Here is a 22723-nt window from a genome sequence, read left to right on the forward strand (position 1 = left end):
TATGGAAACTACATGGCAGCAAAATACATTTCTTTGTAGATGAGCCCGGGCCATATGGCCCGGGCTCACTATTTTAAGACGCTTTTTCAGCACGGACAGCCGCCACGTATTCGCTTTTGCCATCCGCTGTTTTCTTTAAGATATACTGCATATACTTTACCGGCTCGGGGGAAGCACTCGAGCTTTCGGTAGCATCCTGCCAATCGCCAACCACATAACCAACACGAAGTGTAACCGTATCTCCCGATTTTTTACTGCTTATTGTATAGGGAGCAAAGCTGCTTTGCGAGCTGTACGGTGCCACACGGAATACGTTCTGCTGCGAATCGTACTCAAAGAAGGTTTCTTCTTTCGGATTTGACGGTTGCAGGTTGCAATTGGGACCAAACAGAGCATGGCAGGCATCAACCACATCGCCCAGAGGAACAAGCGTACGACCTTGGTCGTCGTAGCTGTTGTACTGCGCCCCGTTTTGTGTAACGGCACGCCAGAGTGACGCCTTCATTACCATTTCCGCATTTGCTTCTTCCTCATTCTCAAACGGTTCGGGATCCTGCATTACGATGGGTGATAGAAAAGTGTCGTAAGCTCGAAGCTGTGTGTCATCGGTCGCCGCACGGTAAATTTGGCGTCCAACGCCCCACACAAGAACGGAGAGGCCAACAAAGGCAAGCACCATCACCAAAGCACCAACCCCAATCCCATAGCGGTATTTACCACGCCTGCGCAAGGATGGTGTTTGCTCCGCTACTATAACCGCAGTTTCATCTGTATTTTCAGCCTCTGCCTGCTCTTGTTCCTCCGGAGTAAGCGTAGCTTTTTTAATTAGCAGAATATCGTCGTGCTCTGCGGACTCACCTTCCGGCAAAAAGTCATCTAGCTCCGGCTCTGGCTCGGGGTCCGGCGCTTGTGCCGCCTGCGCAAAATCGGCCGCAACTTTTTGAGCCTTCAGGCGAGCCTGTTCAGCGGCTTCCAGTGCAGCGCGCACCTTTTTTTCTTCCGGACTGCGTTTGGAGGACTTCTTCTTTTTATCTGACTTTTTTTGGTAAGCGGATCGATAATCGGTCGAAACCTGGTTTTCTTCGCTTTTTTTACTCTCAGCAAAGCGGTCAAAATCGATTTCTTCCACTAGTTCTTCGGGAAGCTCACCGTGTTCCGCGGCATTTTCCTGATTCTTTTCATTTTGCTCTGCGTTCATGGCCTCTCCTTTTTATACTCTAATCTGCCCGTCACCGGTTATGATAAACTTCTGAGACGTCAGCTCGTTTACACCCATGGGTCCTCTGGCATGCAGTTTCTGTGTAGAAATACCGATTTCGGCTCCAAGGCCAAACTGCCCGCCATCCGTAAACCGGGTAGACACATTCACATACACGGCAGCAGCATCCACACGGGAAGTAAACGCGCGGGCGTTGCCGTAGTCTTTTGTAACGATTGCTTCACTGTGACCGGAGGAATACTTGGAGATATGCTCGATTGCTTCATCGAGTGAATCTACCACGCGAACCGCCAGAATATAGTCTGAAAACTCAGTTGCCCAATCATCATCTACTGCAGGAATCACAGTTTCGCATGCACCCAAGCTTTGTAACGCGCGTTCGTCGGCACGAAGTTGAACGTTTTTCTCATCCAGCATCTTTTTTGCCACAGGCAAAAACTGCTCTGCTACTGCTTTGTGAACCAGCAGTGTTTCTGCTGCATTACAAACGGAGGGACGGGAGGTCTTGGAATTAAAAATAATATTTGCCGCCATCTCCAAATCAGCAGATTCATCTACATATACATGGCAGTTACCCACACCTGTTTCAATGACAGGCACACGGGAGTTTTCTTTTACGGAACGGATTAACCCAGCACCGCCGCGGGGAACGAGTACATCAAGATACTCGGTAAGAGCCATTAGCTCCACTGCGCTTTGGCGGGTAGTGTCTTCAATGAGCTGTACACTGTCACGGGGTAGACCAGCGTTCTCCACAGCATCACGCATCACCTCTGTAATAGCGGTATTGGAGTGAATGGCTTCTTTTCCTCCGCGCAAAATAATCGCATTGCCAGCTTTCAGGCACAGCACTGCCGCATCTGCCGTCACATTGGGGCGAGCCTCATAAATCATGCCGATTACACCAAGGGGAACGGCGACCTTTTCAATCTTCATTCCATTGGGGCGTACTTCACCTGAAAGAATACGGCCGATGGGGTCTGTTTGTGCCGCCACCTGCCGAGCACCCTCCGCCATATCTTTGATTCGTGCTTCATTTAAAGTGAGGCGATCGAGCATGGATTCACTCATACCACCAGCTCGTGCCTGTTCTAAGTCTAATTTATTTGCTGTAATTATTTTGTCCACATTTGCAACCAAATCATCCGCAATGCTCAAAAGAGCCGCATCTTTTTTTACACCGGCTGTTGCCAGCACGCGGGATGCCACTTTGGCTTTTTGGCCCATCTCTTGCAGCTTTGTCATAATGCTTTCCCCTTTCAATATGAGAAACCACTCCATTCTGTTGGAGAGATTCATAGATAAATGTTTTCCGACTCTCTATTCTTTGCCAATCGCAAAGATGGAAAAAACGCGCGTCCGCCGGCAGGCCCCTTTGGGGGCTTGCCTTTGCCCGGCTTTTAAAAAGCCGGACAAACCAATGCCGAACAGGCATGGGGCGTGCGCGCGCGATGTGTTTTTATTCCGCTTCGAATATCGTCCCCAAATCTTCCCCTGCCAACAGGCGGTATAAGTCCCTTGGAGCAGCGCCGTCAATGATGCCGCATGGGATCCCTGCTGCGGTTGAAACCATTGCCGCAGAGATTTTGGTACGCATTCCCCCGGTTCCTCTTGCAGAGCCTTCCCCACCGCCAAGCACTTTAATCTCATCGGTTATCTTTTTTACACGTGGAACTCTCTTTGCATTGGGATCCTTTTTGGGGTCGGCCTCGTATAGGCCATCAATATCGGTCAGCAGTACCAGCAGGTCTGCATCCGCCAAAACTGCCACCGTAGCAGAAAGCGTGTCGTTATCACCAATATGTGCGCCCATCAGTTCATCGATTGACACGGTATCGTTTTCATTTACTACCGGAATAATACCCATGTCGAGCAGAGCGCGGAACGTGTTTTGCACATTTCTCTTGCTAATCTGCTCGGTCATTACATCGCTTGACAGCAAAACCTGCGCCACCGTGTGATTAAACTCCCCAAAGAATTTATCGTAAAGGAACATCAGCTCACACTGGCCAACAGCCGCAACTGCCTGTTTTTTCTCAATCTCACGCGGTCGTTCCTTTAACCCCAGCTTGCTCATGCCGACCGCTACCGCACCGGAGGTAACCAGAATCATTTCTTTACCAGAATTCTGAAGGTCGCTCAAAACCTTACAGAGTTCTTCCATCGTGCGGAAATTCGCCTTGCCATTATCGTATGTTAAGGTAGAAGTACCAACCTTCACCACGATACGCTTGGCTTGTGTGATTTCAGACATTCCTTTCACTCCTTTTCCTGCTACTATCCATATGCAAAACAGGGTAAACCTGCTCAACAAACATAAAAGCGCTAAATTTTAGAGGATTCCCCAATGCCTGCAGTAGTCTCTTCCTGCCCCCTGCGGTAACGTGTTTTGCCACAATACACACAAGCGCACAGTGCGGCAAATACCAACACAAGAGGCTCACTTGCAGCGGATAAACCCAAAACAACACCAGTCAAAACATCTGACGGGTAGTGCACAAACAAATAAAGACGGGAAAATGCGATTAAAAAAGCAAACACAAAAGCAGCAATACCCATCGCATGGTTCGCATAGAAGATAATTAAAGCCGCCCCAAAGGAAGACATGGTGTGGCCGGACGGAAACGAGTAATCCGTTGGGCAGCTCAAAAGCAATTTTACATCCGTATATGTATGGCACGGCCTTGGCCTAGCCACCAGAGGTTTTAAAACAAAGTTTGTTAAAACACCGCAGGCGGCTAGTACAAAAAACATAACAACACCTGCTTCGCGGTAACGCGGCATCATAAAAAACAACACCATCACTGTGGCCCAAACTGCACCGACATTGCCGACTAAAGAAATATACGGCATAATCGCATCAAATAGGCTGCACCGCATTCTTCTTTGAATCAAACGCAGCAGCTTTATATCGATTGCCTGTATTCGTTCAAACATCAAATAGTTCCTTTCTGATCCCCGCCAAATTAGCTGCCAAATACAGCCCGGGGATTTCATCTCACTTAATATACCTTCCATTCCCTAACTTAACATAATTCGTCCATCGCGATGGTCTTATGTAGTATTATACCTTATCTCAAAATATCTCACAAGGGATAAAGCCGTGAAAAAAGTGAAAACTTTTTGGGAATTCCCCGTGTAAAAAGCACAGTAAATAGCAAAAAAACGGCTCTGATTGCTTCAGAGCCGTTTTTTGAAATAACACTATATTTACTGCGTTGATTATATAAAATGTTCTATGATGTACAAGGTTTGAGAGGATTCTACATAGTATAAGTACATTCTCGTACTGCCTTTTTTTACTGCCTTTATTCTGAGTGTTACACCGTCAAAGTCGGGAAGATATTTCTCCTCCACGGTGATTCCACTGGACAATATTTTGTACACATCTTCCCTCTCTTCCTGGGAAACCGTGGTAACAGGTACCATTTCCGCAGGAAAATCTGGAGTCTTGTCATACTGAAACACATGGTAACGCTCGCCATCCCCATGAATATTTGCTTCACTTTGCATTTCATACAGCTGTTTTGCATTTGTGGGCAACGAAATATTCCAATTTAGCCGAAAAACACGAAAATAATCCCTGCCGTAGTTTATATAAATCCCTACTCCGATAGACTCGACCAAAATAATTGCAAGTACGACGTACACGAGCCGATTTCTCTTCTTCATGCTTGCACCTCCAATTTTTTCTTACCGAAACTAATTTGAATGCAAAGTTTTACTTATTTGATTCTAAGTTTTTTATCCTCGATTGTAATAGTAATACGTTCTGCAATTATCCAAATTAGTATTATTCTAAGGATTGTTTCATACAATTTAAGTTTTTTTTGCCGCTTGATTCATTTTTTAATTCTATTTAGCCTCTTCAACGCCTCTGCATATTCAATAAATCGGGGTGATCTTTCATCCATATCGCTTTGAGCTACCCCACGCCAGACACATAAATCATCGAGTATAGATTCCTCTACGTTCCAGGCGGACATGTATTCCGTTTTCATCTCTACTTCCAGTATAGACTGGTCATCTATATCTGTAAGCTGCGCCGCAGCGTTTCGATTTTTCGCTTTCTTTACTTTCGGCTTTTGGGGTATTAGAAACGTGCGGAATTCAAGGTCTAGCTTTTCCTCCGGATATTTCAAAGCTCGAATGAACGAATCGCTTCTTCTGCGGTAATGCTGCTTTTCTTCCGGAGTAAGCTCTTTTTCTCTATCTTCCTGCAAAAGCTCCGGAAAATAACTCACAATCACATTTGCTTTTAATTCTCTCATTCGTGCTTTCGGTAATTCCGTAGGAACAGCATGATACGTTTCAACAAAGTAAGCAAGCATTTGTTCAAAGGTTCGCTCACTTGGCTTAACACTTTTTGCAACTTCGTTTAAGAAAGCTTCATGCTTTTTACGCATTTCTCCCGTTTGTACATAAACAAAGGTTGCGATTGGCCCATCTTCCTGATTCATCGTCAGCTCCCTTTCCTTAGTAAAATAATTGAAACATAAGATATAGTAAAACGGCTCCCCACAAAGTGGGGAGCACGATTTTTATAAAAGCATTTAACTATATAACTCGATTACTCGCGGGGCTTATTGGTATTGGGGCGGAAGCCATTGCTGCCGCGGCGGTCGTCACGACGGTCATCTCTGCGGGGAGCAGGACGGCGAGGTGCGTCTGAAATCTCGTTTTCCGGTACAAGACCCTCAACTTCAATCAGGGCATCACGACGGGAAAGGTTCAAGCGACCCTTATCGTCAATCTCAAGTACCTTAACCATAACTTCATCGCCAACATTGACAACATCGGTCACTTTTTCGGTACGCTTCACATCGAGACGAGAGATATGAACAAGGCCTTCTTTACCGGGAGCAATCTCAACAAATGCGCCAAAGTCCATAATGCGAGTTACCTTACCATTGTAAATTGCACCGGCTTCCGGGTCATTTACGATGGTATCGATAATGGTCATCGCACGGCGGCAATTGTCAATGTCAATGCCGGATACGAATACGTGGCCATCATCTTCAATGTCAATCTTAACACCGCACTCAGCGGAGATTTTCTGGATCACCTTTCCGCCAGAACCGATAACCTCACGGATTTTCTCCGTAGGAATCACGGTAGACAGCATCTTCGGTGCATACTTCGAGAGTTCCTCACGCGGGGCGGGAATCTGCGGAAGCATGATATCGTTGAGGATATAATCGCGAGCAGTGTGGGTTTTCTCCAAAGCTTCCTTTACCATCTCCGGAGTAAGACCATCGATTTTCAGGTCCATCTGAATAGCGGTAATACCCTCATGGGTACCGGCAACCTTAAAGTCCATATCGCCGAAGAAATCTTCGAGGCCCTGAATATCTACCATGGTCATCCAGCGGTCTCCCTCGGTAATCAAACCGCAGGAAATACCAGCAACCGGTGCCTTAATCGGCACACCGGCATCCATGAGAGCCAAGGTGCTGCCGCACACAGAGCCCTGAGAGGTGGAGCCATTGGAAGAAAGAACCTCAGAAACCAAGCGCAGCGCATAGGGGAACTCCTCAACGGGAGGAATCACCGGCAGCAAGGCGCGCTCTGCCAGAGCACCATGACCAATTTCGCGGCGGCCGGGGCCACGGCTGGGTCTTGTTTCGCCAACGGAATAAGAGGGGAAGTTGTAGTGGTGCATATAGCGCTTGTACTGTTCCTCATCGATGCCGTCCAAAAGCTGGCGGTCTGTAACCGGGCCAAGGGTAACAATGGTGAGCACCTGTGTTTGGCCACGTGTAAACATACCGGAGCCGTGTACGCGGGGCAGCAGGCCAACCTCAGCCGCAAGAGGACGAATCTCATCCATTCCACGACCATCCACACGCTTGCGCTCGTCGAGCAGCCAACGGCGAACCACATATTTTTGAGTTTTGTAGAGGCATTCGTCAATCTTAGCCGCACTGTCGGGGTAAATCTCGGCGAACTTCTCATGCACTTTTTCGTAGATGGGCTTGAGTCGAGCATCGCGTACTGTTTTATCATCCGTATCCAATGCAAGGCGAATGTCTTCAATGGCAAATTCCTTAATGGAATTGAGCATGTCCTCATCCGGCTCGTTGCTCGGGTAGCTGAACTTCTCTTTGCCGATTTCTGCCTTCATCTTGTTGATGAGCTCAATAATCTGCTGGTTGGCGGCATGACCCGCCATAATGCCATTATACATTACTTCGTCGCTTACCTGCTCTGCGCCCGCCTCAATCATGGCAATGCGGGAATCAGTAGAAGCAACGGTGACAGCCATCTTGGAGTTTTCTCTTTGCTCGGCAGTGGGGTTGATGACCAGCTCGCCATCCACATAACCAACCGAAACAGCAGAGATGGGGCCTCTCCACGGAATATCTGAAATGCTGATGGCAATGGAGGTACCTACCATGGCAACAATTTCAGGTGAGCAGTCGGGGTCTACCGACATAACGGTGCATACAACAGAAACGTCGTTGCGCATATCCTTGGGGAACAAGGGGCGAATGGGGCGGTCAATTACGCGAGAAGCCAATACAGCCTTCTCCGAAGGGCGACCTTCGCGCTTCATGAAAGAACCGGGGATTTTACCAACGGCGTAGAGCTTTTCCTCAAAATCAACAGAAAGCGGGAAAAAGTCGATACCGTCGCGGGGCTTGGCAGAAGCCGTTACTGCCACATGAACCACCGTTTCGCCGTAACGCACAAGGCACGCTCCATTAGCCAGCTGTGCCATTTTGCCGGTCTCAACCACCAGAGGGCGGCCTGCGAATTCGGTTTCGTATACCTTGAAATTCTCGAACATCAAATAATCCTCCTTGTCACTTCAACTACATTATGCCCAGGAGGGAAGCAGGCTTAGCAATAAAACCAATTCCTACGCAAAAAATGTTGGGAACTCGTTTCACTGCTAAAACCCGAAACCTCCCGTTTCTTAGTTAAGGTTTTGCGTAAATATGCCTAAAAGGCAGACGGCTAAAAAAGCCGTCTGCCCGAAACAGCGTGCTATTACTTACGAATGCCCAACTTCTCGATAATGACACGATAACGCACAATATCGGACTTTGTCAGGTACTTCAGCAAACTTCTTCTCTGGCCGACCATTTTCAACAAACCGCGGCGAGAGTGATGGTCTTTCTTATGAATCTTGAGGTGATCGGTCAAATCGTTGATTCTCTTAGTCAGAATCGCAATTTGAACCTCGGCGGAGCCGGTATCTCCCTCGTGTAGAGCATACTGCTCAATAATCTGCTGTTTTTCTTCTTTTAACATGTTTTTTTCCACCCTTCCGTGCGAGTTACGCACCTATTGTACCCTCAAACCCAGCATAAGGCTGGTGAACTCCCCAAAGGGGCTTACTCCTTGTTCCGGGTAAGGGGCAATTTAACCTACTGATTATATCATAGCTTCCTGTGTTTGTAAATAGGGAGCAGCCAAGCTGCGGGCGGTCTGCGCATCCCGCAGAATCGCTTCGCGAAGCTGGTCTAAATTGTCAAACTTCTGCTCTGGACGCAAAAAACAAACCAGCTCTACGGGTACGCGGCGACCGTATAAATCACCCGAAAAACCATCGATCATGGTTTCTGCTAAAACACCGTCTGAGCCAACTGTGGGGCGAATACCAATATTGGTAACACCAGCATACCGCTTTCCATTTACTGTTACCACAGAGGTATACACGCCAAACCGCGGTGCAAGGAACCCCGGAGGGAACGGCTGGTTGATGGTTGGTGCTCCAAGCTGCCTGCCAAGCTGGCGCCCATGCGCCACTGGGAAATCGATGGAATAAAAACGCCCCAAAAGACGAGCGGCTTCCGTCGCATCCCCTAAAAGCAGTGCCTTGCGAATACGCGTTGAGCTAACTGGCTCACCGTCTACCGTAAGTGCAGGCACAACCGAAACTTCTATGCCAAACTCCGCGCAAATCTCTCGCAGCTCATTACTGCCAGCTGTACCGCCACAGCCAAAATGAAAATTAAAGCCACAGCTTACCTCTTTTGCGCGCAGGGTATGATGCAATATTTTTTCTACGAAATCGTGAGGAGAAAGCAACCTTACCTCTTCAAACCGAGGCATGTACACCCGGCGAACGCCTAAGCCCTCTAACACACGCATCTTGCTCTCGCACGAGGTCAGGCGCAAATCGCCCTCCCCTTTTAGCAGCTCCTGCGGGCTGGCGTCAAAGGTAAAAACCGTTGGCACAAGCTTACGAGCTGTAAATGTGACGCACGAAATCACTCTTCTGTGGCCTAGGTGAACTCCGTCAAAAGCGCCCATCGCCACTGCACTTTCTGAAGGTGCTATCTGTTTCAAATCATGGAACACCTGTAATCTCAAACAAAAACCTCCTGACCAGCGCAATCATACCGTTTTTACATGGGAAACCGGCGCCATTCGGTTTTTTATTCTCCTGCTCTACTGCAAAACAGTCGCAGCACGGCAAGCTCCTGCGTTTCCTCATTTGCCTGACCCAGCCCTAAAAACTCCCCTGCCGGAGAATACACTCTTAAGCGTGCTTGCGGTGCCAACGGGCTGCTGAGCCGCAAACGCTCTAGCGCAAGCGCTCCGCCGTTTTGAAAGCGTACGCTCTGCGCAGCAGTTACGGAAACCTGCGGTAAATGATGAAACAAACTTTCTACCGACAAAATTTTGCCGCTAAGCTGGTTATCTTCCGCTAAAGAGCGAGCCTCTTCAAGCGGCAAAGCCTGCTCGAGAGAAAAGCCACAGGCACGAGTACGACGCAGTGACATCATAATACCTAGGCTACCCAAAGCTTGTCCCAAATCTGCACAAAGTGTGCGGATATACGTTCCCTTTGAGCACTCAATCAGCAGGCTGCCCTGCCGTTCATGCTCATTGTATTCCAAAAGCTCCAGCCGGTATATTGTTACCGGGCGGGACTCACGTTCCACTTCAATCCCTTGCCTTGCCAGCTCATAAAGATGCTTGCCATCTTTTCGCACTGCCGAATACATGGGCGGTGTTTGCATAATCTCCCCCCGAAACTGGGGAAGAACGGCTTCCAACTGCGCACGGCTTACCGGTGTATCGCTTTGGCGAAGCACCTTGCCGGTATTGTCCTGCGTATCCGTTTCCACTCCAAAACGAAACTCCGCGCAGTACACCTTATCGGAATCCTCCAGCAAAGAAGCAGCACGGGTTGCTTTTCCCAAAAGCAGGGGTAAAACACCTGTTGCCATTGGGTCGAGCGTACCGGTATGGCCAATCTTTTTCTCCCTGCAAATGCGGCGCGCCACCGCAACCACGTCGAACGAGGTAAAATCGCAGGGTTTGTCAATTATTAGGACTCCGTCCATCGGGGTCACCTCACATTGTTTCGAGAACCTTACCAATTACAGTTAGAATCTTTTCACGGGCTGGCTCAAAGTCTTCTTCAATGGTACAGCCTGCCGCCGCAATATGGCCGCCGCCGCCAAACTCTGCACATATTTTTGCCGCATTTACCTGTGGCAATGTACGCAGAGAAACTTTATAGCCGCCTATTTTGCGCTCCCGCATGGTAACACCCACCAAAACGCCCTCGATTTGGCGAGGAATTGCCGAAAGGCCATCCAAATCGCCTTCATCAGCTCCGGAGGTTTCAATCATATCACGGCTAATGCGCATAACTGCACAGCGTGAATCAAAATAAAACTCAATCGAATCCAGTACACTGCGCTCCATTTCAAGGCGAGCACGCGTTTTGGTCTCGAACATCTCTCGGTTAATGTCTGCGGCATTGATTCCAGTACGAATGACTTGAGCGGCAATTTCATGCGTGCGAGCCGTTACATTGGTATAGCGGAAGCAACCAGTATCCGTTGTGATTCCGGTATAAATCGCCCGTGCAATCACTTGATCCGGCACCAAGCAGCTTAATATCTGCCACATCCACACTTACCACAAATTTGGCGGGAAATTCCTGCTTCTCAATCTCTTCGAATAAGAAACTGTATTTTTCTGAAACGGGGTCAGCACAGGTACAACGGGCACGCTTGCCAAGAAGGTGCAGTGCATGGCAAAGCGCCGCCGCACAGCCCAGCGTGTCTCCATCTGGGAAATGATGGCTTAATATTTCAATGTCCTGCGCATCGCGCAGGAGAGAAACCGCGCGATCAAGATCAATCATCGTGCTCCTCCCCGTTTTCTGCTGCACCGTCTTTCCAATCCATCAAAAGCTTATTGATACTTGCGCCATACTCAATCGAATCCGTAGCACGGAACAAGAGTGCAGGCACATGGCGAATCTTGAGGCGAAGCCCCAGCTCACGGCGAATATAGCCGCCAGCCGATTTTAGCCCTTCTACCGCAATTTTCGCTTTCTCCATTCCTTCCATTGCACTGATAAAAACAGTGCAGTAAGAAAGGTCGTTCGTTACATCCACACGCACAATGCTAATAAGGCCGCCCTGAACACGAGGGTCCTTCAGCTCACGGAAAATTGCCGTGAGCTCGCGGTGAATATCTTCTGTAATACGTTCTATTTTATGGCTCGGCATTCCTTAATCCTCCCGGTATTCCTCCATAACAAAAGCTTCCAGAATGTCGCCTTCCTTTACATCGTTGAAGCGATCCAAACCGATACCGCAGTCGTAGCCCTCTGCCACTTCCTTAACGTCGTCTTTAAAGCGGCGCAGAGAGGCTATCTTATCCTCGGTAATCACGATTCCGTCACGCACCACGCGAACCTGGGCGTTTCTGATCAGTTTGCCGGATGTAATATGAGCGCCAATAATGATGCCCACATTGGTAATTTTGTAAATCTCACGTGCCTCTGCCTTGCCGAGAGCAATCTCGCGGAATTTCGGAGCAAGCATGCCCTTCATTGCAGATTCAATCTCGTCGATGCAGTCATAAATAATGCGGTACAGTCGCATATCCACGCCGTCACGCTTTGCGTTTTCTTCGGCAATGGGATCGGGGCGAACGTTAAAGCCGACAATAATGGCGTTCGAAGCATTTGCAAGCATTACGTCGGATTCGCTAATGGCACCAACACCACCATGAATTACGGCTACGCGAACTTCTTCGTTCGTGAGCTTCTCCAGAGACTGGCGAACCGCCTCCACAGAGCCCTGCACGTCTGCCTTCACAATGACTTGAAGAGTCTTCATTTCACCCTGCTGCATTTGGTCAAACAGGTTGTCGAGCGTGACCTTCGTCTGCGCACGGAACTGCTCTTCCTTCTGCTCATTGTAGCGCTGTTCAACCAGCTCACGAGCCAAGCGCTCATCCGATACTGCGTTGAGTGTATCGCCACCTGAGGGAACTTCTCCAAGACCGGTGATTTCGACCGGCATAGAGGGTCCCGCTTCCTGCACACGGTTACCACGGTCATCCATCATCGCACGTACACGGCCAACGCTGGAGCCAGCCACAACAATATCGCCCACATGCAGGGTGCCGTTCTGCACCAGCACAGTTGCGATGGGGCCGCGGCCCTTATCCAAACGAGCCTCAATAACCGTACCCTTTGCAGCACGCTCAGGGTTCGCACGAAGCTCCTTCATGTCGGCAACCAGCTGAATCATCTCTAACAAATCATCGATGCCCTGCTGTGTTTTGGCAGAAACCGGGATGCACGGCGTATCGCCGCCCCATTCTTCCGCAACAAGGCCATACTCTGTAAGCTGTTGCTTCACATGGTCGGGGTTTGCAGCGGGCTTATCCATTTTGTTAACCGCTACGATGATAGAAACGCCCGCAGCCTTTGCGTGGTTGATTGCCTCAACCGTCTGGGGCATAACGCCGTCATCGGCAGCAACAACCAAAACTGCAATATCGGTTACCTGTGCACCACGAGCACGCATGGTGGTAAACGCTGCGTGACCAGGGGTATCGAGGAAGGTAATGGGGCGATCCTGCACCTCAACGCGGTAGGCGCCAATGTGCTGGGTAATGCCGCCTGCTTCGGAAGAAGTTACCTTCGCATTGCGAATGGCGTCAAGCAATGAGGTTTTACCGTGATCAACGTGACCCATAACAACTACAACAGGTGCACGGGCAATCAGGTTGTCATCCTCATCTTCACTGTCGTCAATAATCTGCTCTTCAATGGTTACAACAACCTCTTTTTCTACCTTTGCATGGAACTCCATCGCAACAAGAGAGGCGGTATCGTAATCAATGGTATCATTTACAGTAGCGAACACACCCATCGCCATCAGTTTTTTGATGACTTCTGCTGCGGTTGCCTTCAGGCGAAGTGCAAACTCGCTGACGGTGAGTTCCTCTGGAATGGTAATCGTCATTTGCTTTTGCTTGCGCTCCTGTGCAATACGGCGCAAACGCTCGCCCTCGGTCTCACGGCGTGCGTTTCTGGGCTTGCCGCGGTACTGTGAGCTACGCTGTGTGAGCTTTTGCTTTTTCACAACGTTGTCTGTCTTCACTTTTTCAGAAGCCATACGGTCATACTTTTCATTATAGCGGTCGAGCTCTACATTAGAGGTACGAGTGTCTACAATACGACCCTGGGGCTTTCTTACCACATTGGAATCAGCGGAAGAGGAAGCAGGAGCATGGCCTTGATGCGGCTGTGCATTCTGGCCGTGGTGCTGATTCTGCTGGGGACGATTCTGCTGGTTCTGCTGCTGAGCAGGGCGCTGCTGGCTCTGCTGCGGGCGGTTTTGACCCTGTTGCTGACCCTGAGGGGCAGTTGGTTTGGGGCCTACCGGTGTAATTTTACCCGGCTTTACGGCCTTGCGCACGGGCGGCTGCTGCTGTGCCGGTTGTGCAGCCGGTTGTGCGGGCTGCGCAGGCTGTGCCACTACCGGTACCGGTTGCGCGGGTGCCGCCGCTGCGGGCTGTACTGCCTCTGCGGCAGGCTGCTGCGGTGCGCTCTGCGCATTATCTGCAAAATAGGCGTCCAAAGAGCCTGTGCTTTTCTGCTGGGTAATGGATTCAAACACCATATCTAGCTCTTTCTCGGTTAACGCAGTCATATGTTTTTTGGTTTCATCGCAATACTTTTGAATAATATCTAATACAACCTTATTCGGTACGTTAAGATCTTTCGCTACTTCATGCACCCTGTATTTCATCATCATTAACTCATCCCTCCCGTTTGTCTGCCGCCTCATTGGCCAGCTCCGTCAACCTCTTAGCGAATCCCTGATCGTTTACTGCAATCACACCGATTTTTTTGCCAATTGCCATACCGATTTCATCCATGCCATCTGCAAGTACAAGGCAAGGCACCTCAGCCTGCTGAGCCGCCTTTTGCGCATGGGTGGCAGTGCGCGCAGAAACATCCTGCGCTAATACGATCAGTTTTGCTTCTCTCTTCTTCAAGGCTTCGTCTACGGCATCATGACCCAAACTGAGCCGGCCCGCGCGCCGGGCGATACCTAAAAGAGAGAGAACCCGATTTGTCATTTTCCGATCTCCTCCTCCAGGCGGTCGTACACCTCCGGCGGTATAGCGCAGGAAAATACCCGCTCAAACCGCTTGGACTTACGCGCCGCTCTCAGACAATTTATATCCTTACATACATAAGCACCGCGCCCGGGTTTACGGCCGATTAAATCCAGCGAAATTTCCCCTGGCCCAGTGACCTGCCCAGAATCATCTTTCACATCCGGGGCTTTAACCACTCGTACCAGCTCTTTTTTCGGTTTCATTTCTCCGCAGCCTGCGCACATACGCAGGGGCACGCGCTTTTGCATCATACTACACTTACTCCTTCCCGCGCAGTTGCGCGGCTTCTCTCCCTGTTTACATGGGATGGGAGGCTCCCCGGCCGATTGCCTTATGTTATTCTTCCTCTATTACTTCTGCTTTTTCAGCAGCTGCCGGCTCTTCGCCAAAAAAACCACTTTCGGGCTTAATGTCAATCTTCCAGCCAGTTAGCTTTGCGGCAAGGCGGGCGTTTTGACCCTTGTTGCCAATGGCAAGCGAAAGCTGGCTATCCGGCACAGTGACTCGGCATACGCGAGAGCCATCCTCTGCCACCTGAACAGAAACAACGTCTGCCGGAGAAAGGGCGGAAGCAATAAATTGAGCGGGGTCTTCACTGTACTCCACAATATCAATTTTCTCGCCGCCAAGCTCATTGACGATATTCGAAACACGGGCGCCTCTGGCACCAATGCACGCGCCAACCGCGTCAACGTCTGCGTTGTGGCTTTGCACCGCAAGCTTTGTGCGGGAACCTGCTTCGCGGGAAACGGCTTTAATTTCAACTACGCCGTCATAAATTTCAGGCACTTCGGTTTCAAAAAGGCGTTTCACCAAGTCGGGGTGCGTACGGCTAATCATAGCACGGGGGCCTTTTTCTGTCTCTTTTACATCCACTACATAAACCTTTATATGGTCACCCTCACGCAGCTGCTCGTCGCCAACCTGCTCACTTTTGGGCAGCACGGCTTCCGCCTTGCCAATTTTAAGGGTAGCCGCTCCCGAACGGGGGTCTACACGCTCAACCAATGCGCTTACCAGCTCCTGATTTTTACTCTGGAACTCCTGCATCATTTGCCCGCGCTCGCCGTCGCGAATGCCCTGGCGAATGATATTTCTAGCAGTTTGTGCAGCGATTCTGCCAAACTCCTTGGTATTGAGCGCTACGTTGACCTTATCTTCCATACCTGCAGAGGGGTCGATTTCTCTAGCCTGCGCCAGCGAAATTTCTTTGCCCGGGTCTTCCACCTGCTCTACAACGATTTTACGCAGGAACACTTCAAAATTGCCGCGGGCGGCATCCATGTTGATGAGCGCATCCTCGTTACCGTAGCTGTTCTTACAGGCGGTTAAAATCGCTTTCTTGATTTTATCCAGCATAAAATCGACCGGGATGCCACGTTCCTTTTCCAACAAATTCAAAGCCTCAAAAACTTCGCTGTTCATCTAACCTTACTCCTCTTCAAAATCGTCATCCAACAGGCGCACCGAGACGCTGTCTTTCTGGGCTATGGTCAATACTTCTTCCTCATCAACTTGCAGGCGGATTTCTCCATCTGCCAAAGAGAGCAGCTCCCCGTTAAGCTCCCGGCGGCCGTCCGGCAGCGGGCGAATCAATTTAACCCGCACCGGCGAGCCGGTAAAACGCTCAAAATGCTCCGGGCGGGTCAATTCTCTGTTAATTCCCGGAGAACAAACCTCCAGGCAATAGCTTTGCTCAATTAAGTCTTCTTCATCCAGCAGGGTGTTCAGCTCACGGCTGACCATTACGCAGTCATCCATACTAATACCCTCGGGTTTGTCGAGAAATACGCGCAAAAACCAATCTGCTCCCTCTTTTACAAAGCGAACATCCCAAATTGTAACGCCTGTGCCGCTTGCGGCCTTCTCTGCCAAAGCCCAAACAGCAGATACGGTATTCCCTGATTTTTTCTTTGCAGCCAACGCTTTCACCTCATAGACAAACAAAAGAGCGGGTCACCCCACTCTTTCATCCTCACCGTTATTTACTCAAATTAGTATAGCATAATACTTTTTAAAATGCAACTTTAATTTCAGTTTTCAATCTGCCGCGCCAGAAACGAAGCCGCGGCCTGCGTGAGCTTAATATCGCTTGCATCGGGCTGTTCGGAGGAATCCCCCGCGAGCAGTACAACCGCTCCCATAACGTCGCTTGATGCAATGATGGGGTACACCACCGACGCCGCACGGTTAATTCCTTCAACCGGCTGTAACGGGGGGCTGTTCTGGTCACGCACATACGTGTGGCGAGCGTGCATGGTTTCTTCCAAATCCTGCGAAACACGGCGTTCCATATACTCTTTACGGGATGCACCCGCTACTGCGATCACATGGTCACAGTCACACACTAGAGCCGGTCGATTTGCTATTTTACTCAGAACATCTGCGTACTGTGCTGCAAAAGCAGACATCTCCCCAACTGCTGAATACTTCTTAAAAATAACGCCACCCTCAGCATCCGTAAAAATCTCAAGAGGATCGCCCTCGCGGATTCTCAGAGTACGGCGGATTTCTTTCGGAATTACGACACGACCCAGATCATCAATTCTTCTGACAATTCCTGTTGCCTTCAAGATAATACTCCCTCCTGCGTTTTGATTTGTAATTATTATCCGCACTCTCTTTTCTGTTATTCATGCGGTTACCAATTCCGCCAAGGAATTCCTATGGAGGATTTTAACAATTGAATCAGAGGAATGCGCTGTTCTTTTGCCCCATTTTGGTGTATAATATACGCCATAAAGACGTGTATCGTCGCAAATAAATTTTCACATAATTCGTCGCACTTGAAAAAAATTTACCCAATACACAGGAGGAACTCCCGTTGAAACAAAGATTTTTTCTTTCATCTGCATTGCTGGTGCTTGTGCTGGCATTGGCTATGACCAGCTGCTCTGCACGCACCGCCGTAGACGCAAACGATTTTAAAACCATGGCCGAAGGGGCTGGCTACACCGTAACTGACAATACCGCACAGCTCAACGGTGCAAAAAGCTACATGAGTGCAACCGATAAAAGCGGTAATGAGCTGTATTACGCCGCTCTTGCAGACGACAGTGTTGCTCTGCGGATGTACAATTCATTAAAAGATGGAATTCAGACCGGCGGCAACAAGCCCACAAATTTAGACTCCACCCCATACGCAAAGTATACGGTAACAAACGGTGAGCTTTATTACCGGGTAAGCCGAGTAAACAATACCGTGATTTACGGCAAGTGCCTTACCTCTGACCAAGCGGTACTCGACAAAATGCTGGATTCGATTCACTACTAAATTATTGCTTTAGGGAGTGTCTACATGAAAAAGGTTTTGGTTTTAACGCGTTTATCCGATTCGCAAAAAGAGCGCCTGGAACAAAGCATTCCCGGTACGGCAATTACTTATGCCACCTTTAAGACGGTAAGTGAGGAACAGCTTTATGAGGCTGAGATTATTTTTGGCAACCCGCCGCCCGAAAAGCTGGCCAAGCTGCCGAATTTGCGCCTGCTGCAATTGAGAACCGCAGGCAGTGATAAATACGATGCCGATGGCATTCTACCGCCCAACTGTAACATGATTAGCGCGAGCGGCGCTTATGGAGTTGCCGTTTCAGAGCACATGCTTGCTCTCACGCTTGCGTTTTGTAAAAAACTGCACCTCTACCGCGACAATCAGCAGCAATCCTTGTGGAAGGATGAAGGCGAGGTGCGATCGCTCTCCTCCATGAAGGTTTTGGTAATTGGCGCAGGAGACATTGGTACCCATTATGCCCGATTATGCAAAGCGCTTGGCTCTTATACCATTGGTGTGAAGCGCTCCGGCGGTTCGCCAGACGAAGCTTTTGATGAAATGCACACACTTGATGAGCTGGAACAGCTTCTCCCCAAAGCGGATGCAGTGGCAATGGCATTACCGTATACAAAAGAGACGCATCATTTTATGGACAAGCACCGGCTGGGGCTGATGAAGCCGGGTGCGTTACTGATTAACGGAGGTCGTGGTAAGTCCGTGAATCAAGAAGATGTGCTGGCCGCTTTGCATAGCGGGCACCTTGGCGGTTTTGTGACCGACGTTTGTGACCCCGAACCTCTGCCGGCAAGCGACCCTTTGTGGCAGGAGAAAAATGTGATTTTAACACCACACATTGCAGGGCTGTTTCACTTGCCCAAAACGCTGGATCTGGTTTTAGAGCTAGGCGCTCGGAATATAAAACGCTTCTTAGAAGAAAACCTTTAATTATTTTATAGGAATACGTAAAATCCCCTGCTCTTTTTGAGAGTGGGGATTTTTTATTTGAAGATTTTAAGAGAGTTTTCAACAAGTTGTTAACTTTCTGTTGAAAACCAAATTTATTCTTATTCTTTATTTAATTGAAAATCATTTTTGGAGCGCTCTCTTTAACTCGCAGAAAGATGTTCGGTAGCTAGGTACTTCTTTTATTTACGAGCGGCAAAGCAAAACCTTACGTGCAATCTGCAACGCACAGGCTTGTTTCCTGTGCGGAAAACAGATGCAGAGCGGGAGCTCACCCGGATTCCAAAGGCAGAGCCTTTGGTCGTTGAGAGGGAATCCAAAGGGAGAGAATCGATACTCTCCCTTTGGAAGGCCTTTGCCTACTTTCACCCTTTCCTTCCCTCCTGCAAAACCAAACATCGCAAGCGATAAAATACCTACATACAAAAACACCGATGGCAAACCTTGAAACGCTTTTGGCATATCGGGATTTTTCAACCGCTCCATCGCATGAGATAAAACCAACGCCGCCAAAAAGAACGCCACACCTGATCCAATTGCGTAACCGGTAATCTGCCATTCATTCATACGAAATACTCTTTGAATAAAGGGCATCGACAAAACCAGGCAATTAATAGCGGAGGATGAAAACACAGGCTCCAACCTTTTATAACGTGCCGCAAAAAATACGCGGTATATAAGAGCCACAAGCAAATACAAAACCGCAACACACGCTGCAAAAACAGCTGGGCGGTAAAAAGCAATGGGGCTCATTCCGGGAATCAACTTATTGATTCCGATTCCAAGCCATGCAGAAAGAAGCGTAAACAAGCTCAATAGGCCTGCATAAGAAAGCAAAATTTTAGGTCTGCGTGCCGCACGCAGTACGCGGCTAAAGCCAATTCCCCCACAGAAAATCACATTCTGCGCGGTAATCGCCAAAACTGCAAAAAGAAATAACTGTGCTGCCATTTCCATTACTGCTTCGCCTTCCTTTCTGCCGCCAAGCGTTTCGCATTCATGTGCTGAATCAGAGCCGCAATCATACCAAGCAGTAAGAACCCAACCAGCGGGTATGCCCCCGCATGGTACACGCCGCCCGTTTTTGCAACGAGTTTATCCCAAATCTCACGGAATGCGGCAACCAAAAATAGTACGGCGGAAAAGCCAGCCGTACAGCCGAAAGAATCCATTAACACTGCTAACGAAATATGCGTTGGAGCATAGTCATTCGCACGAGAAAGCACAATGGAGTTGCCAATCATCAAAATCGCATATAGCCCCAGAGCAGATACGGCTTGCGGTAATAGCCATTTGGTAAGATAAGCTGCAGGAATATACAGAATACCAGAAAGAATCAAAACCAAGGCGGGACGTATCCACACCGGTATTTTGAGCCACCCGCTAATCAGGCAGACTGGCAGCATCATTACCAACATCATGAGAGAGAGCACGGCCGCATTCTCCATGCTATACCCTGCTCCAACTACGGGGAAGAGACCCAACGCACCAAGCGCAACCGGGTTACGATACACGAAACCATTCAGAAAAATACCGATGCTTTCTTTCACCAACCGCTGCTGCATTGTTTTTTTTGAGCCCCGCGAAGCACTTTTGCGGCTTCCCTTTTCCATAATCTGCGGCTGTGCCTTGGTCCTCTTTTTATTGCTGCTCACTACGCCTTGCCTCCCTTCTCGTTAGAATGGCAATCACAAAGCTGTCAATGACAGGAGAAATCGCGTTCATAAGCAGCACCGCAAAGCATGCCGCCTGCTCAAAGGCGCCATAACGGCGCATCAGCATAATCAGCACGCCGGCAACAGCACCATAAATTGCCTTGCCCACCTGTGTGCGGGGTGATGTTACAGGATCCGTTATTAAAAACACCGCGCAGAACAGTAACGAACCGGATAGCATTTCATATTTTAATGAAGTAAGGGGCGTTACCATGATGCGTGGGAAAAGCAGTGACATTAGCCCTGCGGCTGCCAAAAAGCAAACGGTAATTCTCCAATTTACGGTTCTCTTCACGATTAAATAGACTGCACAAGCGGCAATTACCAACACGGCGGTGGTGCCAATGGCGCCGCTTGTATTGCCCCATAGCATTTCAGAAGGAATTTGAAAGGGCTTTAGCCCCTCCTTTAGTACAGACGAAGCTGACTGCTCTAAATAGGAAAAGACCTTCTGCGGCCAAAAGACGGTAACAAACGCTACACCCGCTGCCGCCGGATTAAATGGGTTATTCCCGGTAAACCCAAACGGCACACGGGCAACCAGAACTGCAAAAGCTGCCGCTGCCATGGGCAACCACAAAGGTGCATTCGGTGGCATAAGCATTGCAATGATTAATCCGGTTACCGCGGAAGATAACTCCGATATATTTACCTGTCGCTTGGCGACCATACAGGCAGCTACCTCACAAACAAAGCAAGAGGCCACGGATACGAAGGCAATGAGCAGCACTTGCGTGCCATAGTGAACCGTAGGCAAAGGCAAAAGGAGTGCCAGCGCCAACAGCATGTCCTTCATCATGCTAGACACCGTTTGGCCACTGCGGAGAAACGGCGGTTTTTGTATTATAAGCTGCTGCATTCGGCGCTTATCCCCTTTCTTTGATTTCCATTGCACGGGCTACCGCCTCGGCAAGCTCCAGCCCGGATGGACACACAACAGAGCAAGCGTTGCAGCCAACGCAATGCTCGGCTCGCAAAAGCTGCTTTGCATCGGGGAACTCCTGCCCCTTTAAACGGCGGTATATATCCCAAGGCATTATTCCAACCGGGCAGGCAGCTTCGCACTTGCCGCACCCAATACAAGGGAACACCTTAACGGTTTGCTTTGCTTCCGGCAATACAATCAGGCAGCGCAAATCCGCTGTAACCGGCGCAGAAAGCTCCTCAACCCGGTTTCCGGTAATGGGAGAACCAGCAATTACTGCCGTACGTTTCTTACGCCCACAGGCAGTGAGCAGCTCCCCAATCGGCATACCGAGCGGTACCCGCAGGTTCTGCCAGCGAGATACGCCCTCCCCTGCAACGGTGATAACCGTGGTTGTTTGGGGAATTCCCCGCTCTGCCGCTTGTGAAAACGCCTCGAGAGCCTGCACCCCGATTAACCCCGGGTGAAAGCCCTGCTTTCGCAATCTCTTTATTAAACCCGGCTGTGCCGGGTAACGCCCGCCGCTGCCTACCAGAAGATCTGCAATATGGCCAGACACATGCGAGTAGCTGCGCGCCCGCAAATCGCTAACAACCGCAACGCCGGTTTTCTTTGCGCCAACAGCAAGTGCTGCGATCTCCAGCCCTCTTTGTACCCCCTGCGGGTTCTCTCGCAGGACAGCCAAACCGCTGCAAACATAAGGCTCGTCATCCAGCACATTTGCACCAAGCCAATCAATTTTCATTCTTCTGAGGCGTTTTAGCTTCTTAAACAAGGGTATCCCATCATATTCATCAATAATCCCTGCAACCGCCGCAAGGTGAATTAACCCCTCCGGTGTACTCTCCATTTCTGGAGCACGCAGGGTTAGCTCCTGTTCCTCACCGTCCTGCTCAATCACCGCACAGTCTACGGTACCCCGTACCGGGTGGGAAAAGGTTTGAAAACCGGTAACCGTGCCGCTCACCGGTGAGGTAACTGCAACATGACTGCCCGGCATGGAAAGCTGCGAAAAGCGCAGTACCGTCTCTTGTACTCGCACACAGCGGTCTGAGATTGCCTGAGCACCCGGCAAGGGCACATAGAGTACCTTTGGCGCCGGCAGCACTAAAATCTTCGCTTTCATGGTACGACTTTTTTGTTGTTCCAGACGAATTCCGGAGGAAAAAAACGAAATCATTGAAATCACCTCTTACAAAATACCGGGGCCGTTAATATTATAGTAGTGA

At 49.5% G+C, this 22723-nt stretch carries 25 protein-coding genes; 2 read left to right on the forward strand and 23 right to left on the reverse strand.

The window, feature by feature from the left end; translation table 11 throughout:
• Positions 1-73: 73 nt before the first annotated feature.
• From E7L17_RS12585 to E7L17_RS12675, 19 genes are all read right to left on the reverse strand, one after another.
• A complete protein-coding gene (locus tag E7L17_RS12585; protein ID WP_316323493.1) occupies positions 74-1198 on the reverse strand; it encodes a hypothetical protein in 1125 nt (374 codons plus the stop codon).
• Between the two features lie 12 nt (positions 1199-1210).
• The gene (locus E7L17_RS12590; RefSeq protein WP_316323494.1) at positions 1211-2464 is read right to left on the reverse strand and encodes a glutamate-5-semialdehyde dehydrogenase; all 1254 of its coding nucleotides are present in this window, start codon (positions 2462-2464) and stop codon (positions 1211-1213) included.
• A 214-nt stretch (positions 2465-2678) separates the two neighbouring features.
• Positions 2679-3473 carry a glutamate 5-kinase gene (gene proB, locus E7L17_RS12595; protein ID WP_316323495.1) on the reverse strand — a complete coding sequence of 265 codons (795 nt, stop codon included), beginning with the start codon at positions 3471-3473 and terminating at the stop codon, positions 2679-2681.
• 71 nt (positions 3474-3544) lie between these two features.
• Positions 3545-4156, reverse strand: coding sequence for a phosphatase PAP2 family protein (locus tag E7L17_RS12600; RefSeq protein ID WP_316323496.1), 612 nt, complete (start codon positions 4154-4156; stop codon positions 3545-3547).
• 285 nt (positions 4157-4441) lie between these two features.
• Positions 4442-4891, reverse strand: coding sequence for a hypothetical protein (locus E7L17_RS12605; protein ID WP_316323497.1), 450 nt, complete (start codon positions 4889-4891; stop codon positions 4442-4444).
• Positions 4892-5061: 170 nt separating this feature from the next.
• Positions 5062-5679: a hypothetical protein gene (locus tag E7L17_RS12610; protein ID WP_316323498.1), complete on the reverse strand. Its 618-nt coding sequence runs from the start codon at positions 5677-5679 to the stop codon at positions 5062-5064.
• Positions 5680-5789: 110 nt separating this feature from the next.
• The gene (locus tag E7L17_RS12615; RefSeq protein ID WP_316323499.1) at positions 5790-8009 is read right to left on the reverse strand and encodes a polyribonucleotide nucleotidyltransferase; all 2220 of its coding nucleotides are present in this window, start codon (positions 8007-8009) and stop codon (positions 5790-5792) included.
• Positions 8010-8212: 203 nt separating this feature from the next.
• A complete protein-coding gene (gene rpsO, locus E7L17_RS12620; RefSeq protein WP_316323500.1) occupies positions 8213-8476 on the reverse strand; it encodes a 30S ribosomal protein S15 in 264 nt (87 codons plus the stop codon).
• Positions 8477-8599: 123 nt separating this feature from the next.
• Positions 8600-9541, reverse strand: a complete 942-nt coding sequence (gene ribF, locus E7L17_RS12625; RefSeq protein ID WP_316323501.1) for a riboflavin biosynthesis protein RibF — start codon at positions 9539-9541, stop codon at positions 8600-8602.
• A gap of 65 nt (positions 9542-9606) precedes the next feature.
• Positions 9607-10521: a tRNA pseudouridine(55) synthase TruB gene (truB, locus tag E7L17_RS12630; RefSeq protein WP_316323502.1), complete on the reverse strand. Its 915-nt coding sequence runs from the start codon at positions 10519-10521 to the stop codon at positions 9607-9609.
• 10 nt (positions 10522-10531) lie between these two features.
• Complete coding sequence (locus E7L17_RS12635; RefSeq protein ID WP_316323503.1) at positions 10532-11059, reverse strand: DHH family phosphoesterase; 528 nt, start codon at positions 11057-11059, stop codon at positions 10532-10534.
• A complete protein-coding gene (locus tag E7L17_RS12640; protein WP_316323504.1) occupies positions 10977-11333 on the reverse strand; it encodes a hypothetical protein in 357 nt (118 codons plus the stop codon). The genes E7L17_RS12635 and E7L17_RS12640 overlap by 83 nt, the downstream gene beginning before the upstream one ends.
• Positions 11326-11703, reverse strand: a complete 378-nt coding sequence (gene rbfA / locus E7L17_RS12645; protein WP_316323505.1) for a 30S ribosome-binding factor RbfA — start codon at positions 11701-11703, stop codon at positions 11326-11328. The genes E7L17_RS12640 and rbfA overlap by 8 nt, the downstream gene beginning before the upstream one ends.
• Before the next feature lie 3 nt (positions 11704-11706).
• The gene (gene infB, locus E7L17_RS12650; RefSeq protein WP_316323536.1) at positions 11707-14250 is read right to left on the reverse strand and encodes a translation initiation factor IF-2; all 2544 of its coding nucleotides are present in this window, start codon (positions 14248-14250) and stop codon (positions 11707-11709) included.
• A gap of 4 nt (positions 14251-14254) precedes the next feature.
• Positions 14255-14578, reverse strand: a complete 324-nt coding sequence (locus E7L17_RS12655) for a L7Ae/L30e/S12e/Gadd45 family ribosomal protein (protein WP_316323506.1) — start codon at positions 14576-14578, stop codon at positions 14255-14257.
• The gene (gene rnpM, locus E7L17_RS12660; RefSeq protein ID WP_316323507.1) at positions 14575-14871 is read right to left on the reverse strand and encodes an RNase P modulator RnpM; all 297 of its coding nucleotides are present in this window, start codon (positions 14869-14871) and stop codon (positions 14575-14577) included. Before rnpM ends, E7L17_RS12655 begins: the two co-directional genes overlap by 4 nt.
• 85 nt (positions 14872-14956) lie before the next feature.
• The gene (gene nusA, locus E7L17_RS12665; RefSeq protein ID WP_316323508.1) at positions 14957-16045 is read right to left on the reverse strand and encodes a transcription termination factor NusA; all 1089 of its coding nucleotides are present in this window, start codon (positions 16043-16045) and stop codon (positions 14957-14959) included.
• A gap of 6 nt (positions 16046-16051) precedes the next feature.
• Entirely contained in the window at positions 16052-16567 is a 516-nt protein-coding gene (gene rimP / locus E7L17_RS12670) for a ribosome maturation factor RimP (protein ID WP_316323509.1), read from the reverse strand.
• An 86-nt stretch (positions 16568-16653) separates the two neighbouring features.
• Entirely contained in the window at positions 16654-17193 is a 540-nt protein-coding gene (locus E7L17_RS12675; protein ID WP_009061913.1) for a stage V sporulation T C-terminal domain-containing protein, read from the reverse strand.
• A gap of 251 nt (positions 17194-17444) precedes the next feature.
• On the opposite strand from E7L17_RS12675, the gene E7L17_RS12680 reads away from it, so the two are divergent.
• Both E7L17_RS12680 and E7L17_RS12685 read left to right on the forward strand, forming a co-directional pair.
• A complete protein-coding gene (locus E7L17_RS12680) occupies positions 17445-17894 on the forward strand; it encodes a hypothetical protein (RefSeq protein ID WP_316323510.1) in 450 nt (149 codons plus the stop codon).
• 24 nt (positions 17895-17918) lie between these two features.
• Positions 17919-18836, forward strand: a complete 918-nt coding sequence (locus E7L17_RS12685; protein WP_316323511.1) for a D-2-hydroxyacid dehydrogenase — start codon at positions 17919-17921, stop codon at positions 18834-18836.
• A 204-nt stretch (positions 18837-19040) separates the two neighbouring features.
• Here the strand turns inward: E7L17_RS12685 and E7L17_RS12690 are convergent, their stop codons facing one another.
• From E7L17_RS12690 to E7L17_RS12705, 4 genes are read right to left on the reverse strand one after another with little or no spacing between them, the layout of a single operon-like run.
• A complete protein-coding gene (locus E7L17_RS12690; RefSeq protein WP_316323512.1) occupies positions 19041-19811 on the reverse strand; it encodes an Rnf-Nqr domain containing protein in 771 nt (256 codons plus the stop codon).
• Entirely contained in the window at positions 19811-20509 is a 699-nt protein-coding gene (locus E7L17_RS12695) for an Rnf-Nqr domain containing protein (RefSeq protein ID WP_316323513.1), read from the reverse strand. Before E7L17_RS12695 ends, E7L17_RS12690 begins: the two co-directional genes overlap by 1 nt.
• Positions 20496-21464 carry an RnfABCDGE type electron transport complex subunit D gene (locus E7L17_RS12700; RefSeq protein ID WP_316323514.1) on the reverse strand — a complete coding sequence of 323 codons (969 nt, stop codon included), beginning with the start codon at positions 21462-21464 and terminating at the stop codon, positions 20496-20498. Before E7L17_RS12700 ends, E7L17_RS12695 begins: the two co-directional genes overlap by 14 nt.
• Entirely contained in the window at positions 21436-22674 is a 1239-nt protein-coding gene (locus E7L17_RS12705; RefSeq protein WP_316323515.1) for a 4Fe-4S dicluster domain-containing protein, read from the reverse strand. Before E7L17_RS12705 ends, E7L17_RS12700 begins: the two co-directional genes overlap by 29 nt.
• Between the last annotated feature and the right edge of the window lie 49 nt (positions 22675-22723).

It is taken from the genome of Clostridium sp. (genome assembly GCF_032576335.1).
Taxonomy (GTDB): Bacteria; Bacillota; Clostridia; order Oscillospirales; family Acutalibacteraceae; genus Faecalispora.